Genomic DNA, 14,464 nt, shown 5'->3' with positions numbered 1-14,464 from the left:
ATTAAATAACGGATATCAAGTGATTTCTGAGTTCAGATGTAGCTTGGATGAAAAAAAGCCCTTCTCCAGGCGAGAGGGCGTAAAATCATTTACAAGATTACCTTCCTGATCTCACTGGATCACTTTAAAGGATAATAAATTCTAATTTATTATAGAATAGTTCCAACTATATTTCAAGTTTTTTTAAAAAGACTATTCAATCTGTTTTATAGCTGGAAATGAAGAGTCCACATACAGGGTCTTATTGGTGTAGTATATCACCATACCTGGTTTAGCCCCGTTTGGCTTGTGGATGTTTTTCACGGCGGTATAATCAACAGCTACTTTGGGAGAACCTTTGGCTTTGCTGTAATAGGCTGCCAGCATGGCTGCCTCTTCCAGGGTTTTGTCAGAAACACTGCCGAAATTTTTTATTATTACGTGTGAACCCGGAATTTTTTTTGTATGGAGCCACAGGTCCCTCTTATCTGCAAATTTAAGGGTCAGATAGTCATTTTGAAGATTGTTTTTGCCAACATATATCTCTATACCGTCACTGGAGAGAAATTTCATAGGCCTGGAATTCTTTGTTCTATTTTTGGCGCTTGACTTTTTTAATTTAATATATCCTGTGGACATGAGCTCTCTTTTTATTGCTTCAATATCATCATAATTGTCCGAATTCTTTATATTGGTCATCACTGAGTTCAAATACTCCAGCTCCTCCTCTGCCATTTTTAATTGCTCTTTTGCTGCTTTTTCTGTCTTTTTTAATTTGTTGTATTTTTTAAAATATCGCTGAATATTTTCAGAAGGAGTTTTATTTTCATCGATTTTTATATCTATATATTCATTGCTGCTGTAATAGTTCTGGACCTTTATATGGGAACAGCCTTTTTTTATATTGTAGATATTGGAGGTGAGAAGCTCTCCATAAATTCTGTAAATATCTTTATTCTCGGCGTTCTCGATATCCTGATTCAAGATCTTTATCTTTTTATTACAGCGCTCCAGATTTACATTTATAAGTTTTTGCAGATCGGAGCTTCTGCTGTTCAGCCTATCTGCTTTGTCTTTTTCATAGTAGAATTCTTCTACGAGCTTGGAAGGTGAGGGATAATGAGTTTCTGTATAATTGTTTAAATAAGTCAATTTTTCACAGTAGAAATCCTTCACTACAGCATTTTTTTTATAGGAAACAAAATAGAACTCACATTTTTTCAGCTCATCAAAGGTTTTACTGGTAAAACTGTATAAAATTGTTATGCTTGTTTCGTCGAAAATGGTAAGACTGCTGAGCAGATTTAGGTCCTCCAGCCTTTGAAACAGCTCTTTTGAAAAGGAACTGCTTACACCTGTAAATACTGTGGAAAAAAATTTCTTATCTATATATTTCATGCGGTTTTGTATAAAGGTTTTAAATTCATTTTTGGAAAAACAAAAGGGATTGAGCTTGTTTGAAGTTGGCGGAAATATATATTTAATTCCTGGAAACAGGGATCTGACAGTATTTATTTCAGGTGTTATATGTTTTATGCTGTCCATGATTAAATTGTCCCTCTGGCGGATAAGTGTAATATTGCTGTGCCTGCCCATTATCTCCACTACCAGAGTGTACACGCTGTTGAATCCCAATTCATCGGAACTTTCAAAATCTAAAAATACAACCCGGTCCGTGTCCAATTGCCTCAAATCAATCAATTTTGAGGAATTAAGGTATTTTCGCAGCACCATGCAAAATATGGGGGGCTGCAGTGGATTTGATTTGTTTTTATCTGTAATGTGAATTTTGGGATATGTGGAACTGGAGCTTATCAGAAGCTTAAAATTTTGTCTGTTGTTTTTTATATTTATTAATACCTCATCCTTTTCAGGCTGGTTGATCTTTTCAACCCGGCCTCCCAGTAACTTGCATTTCAATTCCTCTAGAATGCTGTATATAAAAATACCGTCTAATGCCATAATATCATCCTTTCTATACAATCTGATAAATGCATATTAATCAATTATATCATCTAAAATTTATTAAATAAAGTCACCTGGCATAAACAGGTAATTGTTTTGGCAGCAGAATTATCATTGATAAAAAATTATTACAGTAGTAAACTAAATTTGAGTATGTAGAATTTTACGAAAGGGTGAAATTTTTAAAATGAAGTTTACCAAAATGCAGGGAAGCGGAAATGATTTTGTAGTAATTGATGATAGAAAAAATGAATTTTTAGGCAGGGAAAATGAGCTTGGAGTCAAGCTTTGCAATAGACATTTCGGTATAGGGGGAGATGGTATATTAATAATTAGGGAAAGTAAAATTGCACAGATTAAGATGGTAATAATCAATTCTGATGGTTCTTATGCATCCATGTGTGGAAATGGAATAAGGTGTTTTGCAAAGTATGTGCGGGAAAATGGCCTGGCAGAAGGTTCCAGGATAAAAATAGAGACGGGGGATGGAATAAAAGAAGCTTTTCTAAATATAGCTGAGGGTGAAGTTACAGAAGTTACTGTGGATATGGGGACTCCATTTTTTAAACCTCAGGAAATTCCAGCTGATTTTAAAGATGAAATTGTAAATGAAAAAATAGAAGTCAACGGGAAAATCTATGAGATTACTTCGCTGCTCATGGGTGTACCTCATACGGTTATATTCGGAGATCTTGAAAAATATCAGGTGAAGGAGGGGAAGAGTATAGAAAAATATGCTGCATTCCCCCAGGGAACAAATGTGAACTTCTGTGAAGTTGTAGATAAAAACAGCGTGAAAGTAAAGACATGGGAGAGAGGGGCTGGTCCTACACTGGCCTGCGGTACTGGAAGCTGTGCCTGCGTGGTAGCTGCAAACAAGCTCCATCTTACAGATAAAAAAGTTAGGGTTACTGTACCGGGAGGAAATATTTTTGTGGAGATAAAAGGGAATAATGTGTTCATGACAGGTCCTGCAGCGGTTTCTTTTAAAGGGGAATACAGTATTTAATGAAAGTTTTCATAAGAATAATATTTTATGCAGCTGCATTTTTGAATATTTTTACTTTAAGCGGGTGCAGTGTCAAGAACAAGTATAAAAATGAAAATATAAAAATGCCCAGTTATGCTCAGGTTACAGCTGTTGAAAACAAGGGGGATAAAGAGGAGATATTTAATGTAAACAGCAGTGGACTGATTCAAAATGAAAGTGTCCATAACCTATGGGAAATGAAATACAATAGTAAAAATTCTGTTTTTGTTTATCTAATGGGTGCAGGTGAAAATTGGGAAAACGGAAGTAAAATAGTGGTATTGCAGAAAAATACTAAAAGTGAAATCAAGGATTTCTTTGCTGCATCGGATGTAAAGATGAATTTTTCAGGAGATAAGATTGCATACAGGACATTTAAAGATTCTTCTATGGGAAGTGCCCAGGGCATGAAAGTATATGACCTGAAAAATAAAAAGCAGATTCAGCTTAAATCCAGGGTTTTGGTGTCAGGAAATTTGTATGAATGGCTGGATGATCACAGAATAATATATTATGGAAGTGTGGAAGGAGAAAAAAATTCTGACAAAATATATCTGTATGATTTCAGTAAGGATAGAGAACAGGTGTATTTGGACGGCATCCGGGGATATTGTACTTATTTTGTTCCTATAGGTAATAATTTACTTATTTTATCCCGGGATCAAGATGAAGTGAATTTGTATTATTATAATTACAGGGCTGGAAAGTTTGTATTTTTAGATGATAAATTTCAGCAAATATATGATCCTATGGTGAACAGAAAAAATGGCAGTGTATTTTTTGTTGGGAAGGATGCTGAAGATAGAAGTTCTCTTTATGAATTCACAGAAAATAATGGCAAGCTCAGCAGGATAACTTACGATTTCCCTGGAGAAATTTCAGAATCCAGTGGTATGGCCCAGGATAAAGCAGGAAATGTGTATTTTGTTGGCATGGAAAATACAGGAGATGGTCAGAATGTATTTATGTATGACATCAATGAAAAGTCCATAAATATCATATCCGATCATCAGGGTAAGTATAATATTTATGGAGAAAACTAGGCAGAAAATTATAGTGTGTGTTGTCAGTAATATAATGATATATCATGGAATTTACATTTAAATGTAGATTTCATGATATTTTTTTACATCTGATGATTAAAAAATACTTGAGCAGGATATAATCTTAGATACCAAAGTTCAGGGTTCAGTTATCAGATAAGGAGAGAAATATAAAATGTTTTCCACTAAACTGCAGGAAATAAACATGGAAGAAATTTCATTGAAACCGGATATAGTAAAAAAAATACCTGAGGAAATAGCCAGAAACAACTGTTTGATTGCAGTTAAACAGGCTCATGGCCGGATTATTATAGCTACTGACAAAACCCCAGGTGTTGCTCTAGTGGAAGATCTAAAATTTTTATTGGGTATCCAGTTGAAATTTGTCAAAACCAGCAGAGAGAAAATATATGAATTGATAAATAAATATTACTGCAGGGAAAATTTAGATCATGCGCTGGAAGATATAAAATTGAATGAGAATATTTTACAGATGACTGCAGAAAACATTTCGGATATGAATAAACTTCAGAGTTCACCGGTGGTAAAAGCGGCCAACTACATAATAGACAAAGCCATAGATGAAAGAGCCAGTGATCTGCACATAGAGCCTTTTCAACAAAATGTTACTATACGTATGAGAATAGACGGTATTATACATGAATACATGAAAATACCTAAAAATATATATCCTCTTCTATGTACAAGAATAAAAATAATGGCCCGGATGGATATAGCCGAGAAAAGGCTGCCTCAGGACGGAAAGATAAAATATGTTAAACGAAATTCTAATTATGACATCAGGGCGTCCACCCTGCCCACTATATACGGCGAAAAAATAGTGCTCAGGATTTTATATAAAGATAATAGAATAAAGGACTTGAATATGCTTGGCTTTTTGAAAAAAGATGAAGAAAAAATAAAAAAAATGTTAAAAAAGAGCGTTGGACTCATATTAATTACCGGTCCGACCGGATCTGGGAAAACCACCACCCTTTATTCCATGATAAGCAATATAAATGCCGCAGAAAAGAACATAGTGAGCATAGAAGATCCCGTGGAATATACCCTGGAAAATGTAAATCAGGTAAACGTAAATGTGAAAATAGGGCTGGATTTTGTCCGGGGGCTTAGAAGTATTCTTCGGCAGGATCCAGATGTCATAATGCTTGGTGAAATAAGAGATGAAGAGACGGCACATATAGCTGTAAGGGCGGCAGTGACAGGTCATCTTGTCATAAGTACACTGCACACAAACAATTCTCTCGAATCCATAGTGAGACTTAAAGATATGGGTCTTCCGGAATATCTGATACAGGATGCACTTATAGGCGTGATATCTCAGAGATTGGTCAGGAAGATATGCCCCTACTGCAGGACCAGGTATAGAGCATCCCCGGAGGAGACTGTAAAATTGAATTTAAATTCCACACAGTTTTTGTATAGAGGTAGAGGGTGTACAAAGTGCAATTATAAGGGATATAGGGGCAGAACTGTTATATATGAAATTGCATACGGGGAGCACAGCAATAAAGATATTTATATGGACAGTAAATCAAGTCTTGAAGACAGTATAAAAAAATCCAATGAAATTTTCATGGAGGAAAACTGTATACAGCTTGTCAAATCAGGTATCACCACATATGAGGAATTTCTGAGAGTATGTTACAGATAGAAGGAGTGATTTGTATAATAAAGTACTGGGCTGTAGATATCAATGGTAAAAAAATTAAGGGTACATGTGAAAAGCACGAATTTGCACAATTGGAAAAATCCTTGAGGGAGAGACGGTACTACATATATAGAGATATCTGTATAAAAAAGTACAGTGAAATATTTCTTAAAAAACCCAATATGATGGATATAAGTATACTGTGCAGCCAGCTCAGCATTATGCTAAGTGCAGGGATAACTGTTTCCAGGGCACTTTATGATTTGGAAAAACAGTGCAGTAAAAACTCGCTTAAAAAGGCTATTGGAATTATAAGAGAAGAAGTGACAAAAGGGAAAGACCTCTATGAAAGTATGAGTATGTTTAAAAATATATTTCCTGAGTTTATGATAGAGATGATCAAAGTAGGGGAGGAAGCAGGAGGGCTGGAAAAAGTATTTGAAAAATTATCTGAATATTATGAAAAGAATTACAAGATCATATCATCCATAAAGATTTCACTTGTATATCCTATAACTGTATTGATAACATCAATATTTGTCATTTTGTTTTTAATGATAAACATAGTACCTCAATTCAACAATATTATAGTTTCAAGCGGAGGGAGAGTTCCTGCACTTACCAAACTGGTTATGTACAGCTGTGAATTTCTTAAAAATAATTTTATACAGATATTGGCAGCAATGATTTTCATGTGGACAATATTTTATAGATTTTGTAAAAAGCATAAAGTCATGAGAATGATGGAGAATATAAAGTTTAAGATACCCTGTTTGAATAAGATTTACAGTGATCTTATGATTTTCAAGATGTGTTCCTCCATGTCAATGCTTGTTAAATCCGGAGTCAATACAATTAGAGCTCTTAAAATTACAGGCAGAGTTGTAGAAAATGAAATCATGCAGGAGAAGATAGAGGAATCCATAAAATATGTAGAAGAAGGTGAAAGTATATGTGAGGCACTGGAAAAGGCAAAGATAAATGACAGATTGTTTTTATCCCTGATCTCCGTCGGAGAAAATACAGGAAATATGGATAATATGTTTTTGAAGCTGGAGCAGTTGTTTGGGAACAAAGTGGATAGATGTTTGAAAAAAATGAGCAAGGTGGTGGAACCTGCCATAATAATATTATTGTCATTGTTTGTGGGAATATTTATTATATCGGCCCTTATGCCGATCTTTACTATAATGGATTCTACATTGTAATATCAAAATAAAAAAATTGAAAGGAAGAATTTAAATATGAAAAAAATATACAGATATAGGAGAAAAAAGGGTTTTACTCTTATAGAGCTCATGCTGGTGGTGGCTATAATTCTTGTACTTTTGGGCTTTATGGTACCAAAATTTTCCGCTTATCAAAATAAAGTCAAGACAACAAAGGCAGTAAATACGGCCAAACAGATAGAGACGGCAGCTATGGCCAGTTACAGCGATAATGGTGGGAAATTCGTTCAGGGGGACGTACAGGACTGCATATCAACATTGACCTCTGCAGAAGCTTCAACTGTAGGGGGAGACAGTGGAGACCAGCTCCTCAATATAAATTATAAAAGTGACGATGATACATACACTGTGGAAATCAATGCTGAAAATAATTCCTGTATAGTAAGAAAAGGAAATGAACAGGTATTTCCTAAAGAATAATTATGGAGGAAAAGAGAGGCCTTATGATCTTCACAGTTAAAAGGAGAGGATTTACTTTATTGGAACTTCTTCTGGTCATAAGTGTGTTTTCTGTACTTTTAAGCTTCAGTTTGATTAACTCAGGGCTTTTCAGCAAAATTGTGAATGATATAGATGTGGACTTGACCAACAATAACATCATAGATTTTATAAATAGATCAAAAATATACTGTAGAGATAATAAAAAGGAGGGAGGGTATATTTATTTTGATGGCAGCAGTGAAAGTATAACTTTTAATATGGGCCTGGATGAGATATTCAGTATGAAACTGCCGGAAGGATTTATTTTAGACAAAGTTAGAGATGATAACAAGATAAAAATAGATAACCGGGGGATAACTGAAGATGCCTGTAGCATAAAGTTTAAAGACAGAAGGGGAAAAATTCACTGCCTCACCATGTGTGTGGGCACTGCTTACGTGGAAATCAAGTATTGATGGTTAAAATGTTGATAAACAATGAGGATAGATCCGGAACTAATAGTAGAGGATTCACTTTAATAGAAGTATTGTGCAGCGTAGCAATTTTTTCAGTGCTTTTTATGTCTGCGTTTTTTATACAGTTAAATGTGCTTAAGGTAAAAGACTATAATGAAGAGATAAACAGGTGTACCTTAATTATGGAACATGTTAAAAACAATATCATATACAATTTTGATTATGAGGATGTATTGAAGCTGTATAAAGACAGCAAAATATATATAAACTGCAGTAATTTGAACATTGAAGATATAGAAAATACAGGAGCAGATGAGTTGTTTTCAGATGTGAAGCCTGCAAAAGAACCTTATGTTATTTTAAATGTAACAGAAGGAAAGGTTTTGAAGATAAATTTGAGGCTTTATAGAAATACATACAGGAGAATTGTGGTGGATGAGTGTGAATTTTATAAAGGGAATTATAGAACACAGAATGAAAATTAAAAGAGGATTTACAATTATAGAAATGCTTATAGTCGTATCAATGGTTGCAGCTATAACCACAATGCAGATAAGGGCTGTCTCAAAATATATGGAACTTCACAGAAAGGAGATAAATTACAGCAGGGAAAGCTTTTATGTAAATGAGGCATTTATGATAATAGAGAATCAGGTGATAAATGCAAAATATATAGATATAAAGGACAATATGATTGTGTTAAAACGATATGACAATAAAGGGTATGATTATATAAAAAAACATAAAAATAATTGTATTGTTATTTCCTATGGTTCCAGTAATTCTTCAACCTTGAATAATATATTGAAGGGAATAAAGGATTTTAAGGTAAAGAGACTGGGCAGGGTGTTTTATGTATCAATAAATATGGAGAAAGGCAATTTGTATAAGAGATGTTTTGCAATAGAAAGAGAAAAGCTGACAGAGGATTTATACTGATATATGTACTTCTTATAGGATGTATATGCATTTTTATTTCCCTTGGATGCTTTAATATGGAAATGAATGTTAGATTCAATAATTTAAACGATTATAAGAAATGTCTTAAAATGGACGTAACTGAAAAGTATAGAGAATACCTTCTAACTGAATTGAATAGGTATTTAAATGAGAATATATCTTTTAAGGAAGGCAAATTAAATGAAAATATGAGTTCTTTGAATAATCTCAGAATATATTTTGAAGAATGCTATATATATTATGATGAAAAAAATGATTGCTTTAAAGCGGAGTATGTGTTTAACGGGAAGTTTTATAAGGAAGAGGTGTACGAATATCAATTCGGAGAAAATGGACTTGTGTACAGCTGCGTGGATTATTCACTTGATGAAGGAGGATAGGTGAAATGCGCAAAAAGGTATTTTTAGAAGTAAAGGGCACAAGTATGGTCTGCAGGGAAAGTTTTAATAAAAATTCTATATTCAATATATTTAATAAGAATGAAATCAATAAAAATGTGACTTCCATAGAGGATATTAAAGTGGAACTGAAAAATAGAAATTTAATTATTTTGGTTCATGGAAAAGAGATATATGTAGTGTATATGGAATTGCCCAGAATGAATAGAAAATCCCTTTATAGAGCCATAAAAGAAGAACTTAAAAATAAATTTAAAGAAATGGACAATATAATGTTTTCATATGAAATAATCAGATATAATAAACACAGCGTGGAAGCAGCGGTATTTTGTATGAAATGGCATAATATGAAACTGCTGGAGAAATGTAATGGACTGGGGGCTCGTGTCAAGGGAATAGTTCCAATTCAATTTTATATGTGGCACTGCTGCAGAACTAAAATAAAAAGTGAAAATCACATGTTTATTTTGGTTGAGGATGACAATTTTTACTTTATAGCAGGTCACAAGGATAAAATTGTATTTAACAATGTATTTAAAAATATGAAAAAACAAGATTTTCTTGATATGTTTGAACAATTCAGGGTCAAATTGAGTATATTGATACCTAATTTCAAATTTGCTCATATATATTTTCTGGATTTTCCCTACAAGGATATAATTGAGAAACTGGCTGAAACCTATGTGTGCAAAGAGCTTAAGGGATTCAGCATGAAATCATGACTGTAGATTAATATGCATTTTACATAAATACGGATAATATTTAATTGAGAGGTAGCTTTATTTTGAAAAATTTATATTTTTTACCTGAGTGGTATATAGAAAAGACAAGTTCAGAAAAAAATAAAAGATTTAAGCTTATAATTATAGTGCTTTTGATAATAAATCTTGTATTTATGAATATGTTTATGTTAAATAAAAGTAAACTCAATGACGCCAGTGATAAATTGGAAAAGTCCACTTCCGTGGAAAAATCGGTTTATCATAAAAGCACTGCATTTGAATGTCTTATGGATTTTTATGAATACATATGGAGCAAAAGAGATGTTAAAAATATAGATATAAGAGATAGAGATTTGAATTTCAATGTAGAGGATGGGGAAAACTGCCTGTCTTTAATTAAAAGTATAGAAACATCAGATAAATTTATAATAGAGGATTTAAAATGTATGGATATTGTAGAAGGGAAAAATAAAATTTGGGAGATCAATTTGAAATTAAAATAGATTCAAAATGATTTAAGTAAGAGAGATAAATTTACCGAGGGTGGAATATTAATAATGGAAAGATCAAATAATATAAATAGAAGTATTGCGATATTTCTAATTTGCAGTTGTGGATTTTTTATATGGGAAAATTATGTTGTCATTAAAGAGCTAAATGCAAAGAACAGCTTGTTCCAGCTGCAGAAAAGTCAAATGGAAAGAAATGATGAAAAGAGTAATGAAATAAGCTGCGGTGATGTTTTACAGAGATTAAGGGACATAGATGGAATGGAAATACTTAATTTTGCAGGGGATGGGAAGGGAAAAATAATTGTACATGTTGAAATAAAGGGAGATAAAGCTGAAATTTTAAGTGCTTTTAAAAAAGTGGAAAGTAAAAAGAATTTTTACAGTATGGACAATATTAGAATGGAACAGGACAAAGACAAAAATATAAAGGCAGCAGCGGATATAAATTTTATACCATAATATATATTTTAAGTTTGCAAATAATCACAAATTTTGATAAAATAACATTGTTTGATTATAGTCATATATACAGCTTTATCGAGATTTCTAACAAATTTGATTTTGAATTCAACTGAATGCCGTACTGTAAATTGTTATGTTTTATTGGTGGGGGGATTATACAGTGTTTAAAAAAAGAATTGCAAAATTAAGGGAACATATGGGTGAAAAAAACTTGGATGCAGTTTTGCTTATTGGAGATGCAAATAGAAATTATTTAAGTGGATTTACAGGAAATGAGAGTTTTTCACTTATAACAAAGGATGCAGCTTTTTTCATAACTGATTCAAGATTTACTGAACAGGCCATGAATCAAGTCAAGGATTATGAAGTCCTGGAATACAGCAAAGGCACTTCCTTTGTGGATTTTCTATCGAATTTAGTAGACAGAAATCGTATTGAGAAGCTTGGATTTGAAGAAAATATAGTTTCTTACAGTCAATATATGCTTTATAATGACAAATTGAATTGTCAGCTTGTTCCTATGGGGGGAATGGTAGAGAAAATAAGAATAGTAAAAGACAATGAGGAGATAAAATTAATAGAAGCTGCAGCTGCAATTGCCGATAAGGCATTTGCGCATATGGTGAAGTTTATAAAACCAGGTATGACAGAAAGAGAAATTGGGTTGGAGTTGGAATTCTATATGAAAAAACTGGGGGCCAGTGACCTTTCATTTCCGTCCATAATTGCTTCGGGAGTAAGATCAAGCCTTCCTCATGGAGAAGCTACAGACAAGATTGTAAACAGAGGAGAATTTTTAACACTGGATTTTGGCTGTGTTTACAGAGAATATTGTTCTGATATGACAAGAACAGTTGTTATAGGCGAGCCCTCAAAGAAAATGGTTGAAGTATACAATATAGTTTTAGAAGCTGAACAATTGGCTTTGAAGGAGTATAAGCCGGGTGTGCCTGCACTGGAAGTTGATGCTGTTGCAAGAAATTATATAGATAAAATGGGATATGGGAATAATTTTGGTCACAGCTTGGGGCATGGAGTGGGCAGAGAGATTCATGAGGCACCTGTAATTGGCTATAGAAATGATAAGAAACTTCAGTCAGGAATGGTAGTAAGTGATGAGCCTGGAATATATGTACCGGGTTTTGGCGGAGTGAGGATAGAGGATCTGCTTGTGGTCACCGAAAGTGGTGGAAGAGCTTTGTCAAGATCACCTAAAAATTTGATATGTATAGATTAACATGGTATTAATATGGTTAAATTATATTTAATGATATTATAATATTAAATGGATAAAATAGGTCTAATAAAGAATGAGAAAGGGGTTAAAGCCGTTATTTCAATGCTGTTTTAATTTGCATTGAAGCTGTAGGGTGAATTTATATCCGAATTTACGTCCCTGGAGTGTGAGACCAAACGAAAAAATAGCCTCAGAGCTAGATTTCGGACACTATGAATGGGAAAATAAGCTTAAATTTATTGAAAATTATAAGTTCTCCATTTCAATGGAGCAGCAGTTCACAAATAAAAGCTTATATAACGGTACACAGGAAATGATATCAGCAGGAGATTTAAGAAAAGGAACTACTTTTGAACAAGATGGACAAGTGTATACAGTAGTGGATTTTCTTCATGTAAAACCAGGTAAAGGAGCGGCATTTGTAAGAACAAAACTTAGAAATGTTATTACAGGAGCAGTTACTGAGACCACTTTTAATCCAACTGCAAAATTACAGGAAGCAGTTATAGAAAGAAAAGAAATGCAGTACTTGTATTCAGATGGCCAATTATATTATTTTATGGATCAGGAGACTTTTGAGCAGATACCTTTAGAGTATGAAAAAGTTCAGGATGCAATAAAATTCTTAAAGGAAAACATGTTTGCCATAATAAAATTCTATAAAGGAGAGGCTTTTTCAGTAGAAGCTCCTAATTTTGTTGAATTGCAGGTAACTCATACCGAACCGGGAGTTAAGGGGAACACAGCTACTAATGTTTTAAAACCAGCTACTGTGGAAACTGGAGCAGTTGTATCAGTTCCAATATTTGTAAATGAAGGTGAAACTATAAGAATTGATACAAGAACGGGAGAATATATGGAAAGAGTTTAGAAAATACTAAGAGTGAAATAATATTGAGGAAGTGATATCATGGATTCCATTAAATCTAAAGTATCCTATATTAACGGGCTGATGGATGGATTAAAAATTGACACGGGAACCAATGAGGGAAAAGTCCTTTTGGAAATTTTAGGTGTACTGAAGGATATAGCAGATGAGATAGAAAATATATCTGAAGCTCAAAAAAATATGGGAGATTACATGAATGCAATGGATGAAGACCTGGCGTATTTACAGGATGGTCTCTATGACGAAGATTATGAGACATGTAGAGACATGGAGGAAAATTTTGAGGAGATTAATTGCCCGAATTGCAATGACACAGTATACGTGGATAAGGATGCACTGAGTCAGAAGAAGAATTTAACTTGTCCTAATTGCCATGAGGATATAGCACTTAAAGATATTAAGCACTCTTTGGAATAAGTAGAGATCAACAAAATAAAAAGTTCCATTAAAGTCGAATGACTTTAATGGAACTTTTTATTTTATTTTTATTTATATGGAATAATTCTTTAAAAATGAAAATAGGAATTAATATAAAGAAAGGAGATGAGAGAGATATATACTAAGGAGATTTTAAATATTTTACCTGAAAATTTAAAGACTGCCATAGGAGATTTGATAAAATCACCTTATTTGCAGGAAATAAGGATAAGGGTCAATAGATCCCTGATACTTCAAGTGGGTTCAAAAGAAGTGGTGTGTGGATATATACCCAAATTGGAGGATTTGAAAATAATAATTCAGAGGATGAGTAATTATTCAATATATGCCTTTGAAGAAGAGATAAAACAGGGATATATAACCATTAAAGGCGGACACAGAGTGGGGATATGTGGAAGGTGCATTATTGAAAGAGGAGAAATTAAGACCATAAAAGATATTGCGTCTATAAATATCAGAATATGCAGGGAGATTATAAGCTGCTCTGATCCAATTATGAAATTTTTGATAAATGGAGATGAAATAATAAATACTATAATAATTTCACCTCCTAAAGCTGGGAAAACTACTCTTATAAGAGATATTGTGAGAAATATATCCGGAGGTATGCAGGGCCTGGATCTTACAGGCAAAAAGGTATGTGTGATAGATGAAAGAAGTGAGATTGGTGCCTGCTTTAATGGGGTGCCGCAGATGAATGTGGGGGTTAGAACCGATGTATTGGATGGGTGTCCTAAAAGTCAAGGCATAATTATGGCTATAAGGAGCATGTCACCGGATGTTATAGTTTGCGATGAAATTGGAACTTATAGTGATATGGACAGTATATTGGGAGCATTGAATTCCGGAATAAGTCTGATTACCAGCATTCATGGATATGGTATAGAAGATCTTTATGGAAGGCCGGTTTTCAAAGAAATAGTAGATAACAAGATATTTAAGAGAGCAATAGTATTGAGCAGCAGGAAAGGTCCCGGAACGGTAGAGTATGTCTACGATTTTACTGATGGTTTGAAAATATGGGGGGGATAA

The 14,464-nt window shown here is 33.5% G+C and carries 17 protein-coding genes; 16 read left to right on the top strand and 1 reads right to left on the bottom strand.

Going from position 1 to position 14,464, the window contains the following annotated elements; genetic code table 11:
* Window positions 1–192: 192 nt before the first annotated feature.
* Window positions 193–1,941 (bottom strand): Rqc2 family fibronectin-binding protein, encoded by a 1,749-nt coding sequence (locus CLLU_RS01855; protein WP_106007871.1) that lies wholly within the window; start codon window positions 1,939–1,941, stop codon window positions 193–195.
* A 190-nt stretch (window positions 1,942–2,131) separates the two neighbouring features.
* Here CLLU_RS01855 and dapF point away from each other — a divergent pair, with 190 nt between their 5' ends.
* The 16 genes from dapF (at window position 2,132) to spoIIIAA (ending at window position 14,464) form a co-directional block, all read left to right on the top strand.
* Window positions 2,132–2,953, top strand: a complete 822-nt coding sequence (dapF, locus tag CLLU_RS01850; RefSeq protein WP_106007870.1) for a diaminopimelate epimerase — start codon at window positions 2,132–2,134, stop codon at window positions 2,951–2,953.
* Window positions 2,953–4,017 (top strand): beta-propeller domain-containing protein, encoded by a 1,065-nt coding sequence (locus CLLU_RS01845; RefSeq protein WP_106007869.1) that lies wholly within the window; start codon window positions 2,953–2,955, stop codon window positions 4,015–4,017. Before dapF ends, CLLU_RS01845 begins: the two co-directional genes overlap by 1 nt.
* 175 nt (window positions 4,018–4,192) lie before the next feature.
* Window positions 4,193–5,692: a GspE/PulE family protein gene (locus CLLU_RS01840; protein ID WP_106007868.1), complete on the top strand. Its 1,500-nt coding sequence runs from the start codon at window positions 4,193–4,195 to the stop codon at window positions 5,690–5,692.
* Window positions 5,680–6,897 carry a type II secretion system F family protein gene (locus tag CLLU_RS01835; RefSeq protein ID WP_242977453.1) on the top strand — a complete coding sequence of 406 codons (1,218 nt, stop codon included), beginning with the start codon at window positions 5,680–5,682 and terminating at the stop codon, window positions 6,895–6,897. Before CLLU_RS01840 ends, CLLU_RS01835 begins: the two co-directional genes overlap by 13 nt.
* Window positions 6,898–6,933: 36 nt before the next feature.
* Window positions 6,934–7,338, top strand: coding sequence for a type II secretion system protein (locus CLLU_RS01830; RefSeq protein ID WP_106007867.1), 405 nt, complete (start codon window positions 6,934–6,936; stop codon window positions 7,336–7,338).
* A 23-nt stretch (window positions 7,339–7,361) separates the two neighbouring features.
* A complete protein-coding gene (locus CLLU_RS01825; RefSeq protein ID WP_242977452.1) occupies window positions 7,362–7,814 on the top strand; it encodes a type II secretion system protein in 453 nt (150 codons plus the stop codon).
* Complete coding sequence (locus CLLU_RS01820) at window positions 7,814–8,299, top strand: prepilin-type N-terminal cleavage/methylation domain-containing protein (protein WP_242977459.1); 486 nt, start codon at window positions 7,814–7,816, stop codon at window positions 8,297–8,299. Before CLLU_RS01825 ends, CLLU_RS01820 begins: the two co-directional genes overlap by 1 nt.
* Window positions 8,250–8,753, top strand: a complete 504-nt coding sequence (locus tag CLLU_RS01815; RefSeq protein ID WP_207655929.1) for a type II secretion system protein — start codon at window positions 8,250–8,252, stop codon at window positions 8,751–8,753. The genes CLLU_RS01820 and CLLU_RS01815 overlap by 50 nt, the downstream gene beginning before the upstream one ends.
* Window positions 8,754–8,809: 56 nt before the next feature.
* A complete protein-coding gene (locus CLLU_RS01810) occupies window positions 8,810–9,154 on the top strand; it encodes a hypothetical protein (protein ID WP_242977451.1) in 345 nt (114 codons plus the stop codon).
* Between the two features lie 5 nt (window positions 9,155–9,159).
* Window positions 9,160–9,894, top strand: a complete 735-nt coding sequence (locus tag CLLU_RS01805; RefSeq protein ID WP_106007866.1) for a hypothetical protein — start codon at window positions 9,160–9,162, stop codon at window positions 9,892–9,894.
* A 62-nt stretch (window positions 9,895–9,956) separates the two neighbouring features.
* Window positions 9,957–10,397 carry a hypothetical protein gene (locus tag CLLU_RS01800; RefSeq protein WP_106007865.1) on the top strand — a complete coding sequence of 147 codons (441 nt, stop codon included), beginning with the start codon at window positions 9,957–9,959 and terminating at the stop codon, window positions 10,395–10,397.
* A gap of 54 nt (window positions 10,398–10,451) precedes the next feature.
* Window positions 10,452–10,865, top strand: coding sequence for a hypothetical protein (locus tag CLLU_RS01795; RefSeq protein WP_106007864.1), 414 nt, complete (start codon window positions 10,452–10,454; stop codon window positions 10,863–10,865).
* A 163-nt stretch (window positions 10,866–11,028) separates the two neighbouring features.
* A complete protein-coding gene (locus CLLU_RS01790) occupies window positions 11,029–12,105 on the top strand; it encodes a M24 family metallopeptidase (RefSeq protein WP_106007863.1) in 1,077 nt (358 codons plus the stop codon).
* 313 nt (window positions 12,106–12,418) lie between these two features.
* Complete coding sequence (efp, locus tag CLLU_RS01785) at window positions 12,419–12,976, top strand: elongation factor P (protein WP_106007981.1); 558 nt, start codon at window positions 12,419–12,421, stop codon at window positions 12,974–12,976.
* A gap of 39 nt (window positions 12,977–13,015) precedes the next feature.
* The gene (locus CLLU_RS01780; RefSeq protein ID WP_106007862.1) at window positions 13,016–13,411 is read left to right on the top strand and encodes a CD1247 N-terminal domain-containing protein; all 396 of its coding nucleotides are present in this window, start codon (window positions 13,016–13,018) and stop codon (window positions 13,409–13,411) included.
* A gap of 135 nt (window positions 13,412–13,546) precedes the next feature.
* Window positions 13,547–14,464, top strand: a complete 918-nt coding sequence (gene spoIIIAA, locus CLLU_RS01775; RefSeq protein WP_207655932.1) for a stage III sporulation protein AA — start codon at window positions 13,547–13,549, stop codon at window positions 14,462–14,464.

It is taken from the genome of Clostridium luticellarii (assembly GCF_002995845.1).
Lineage (GTDB): Bacteria > Bacillota > Clostridia > Clostridiales > Clostridiaceae > Clostridium_B > Clostridium_B luticellarii.
The sequence above is the reverse complement of the archived record's forward strand: the minus strand, read 5'-3'. Positions and strand labels throughout refer to the sequence as shown.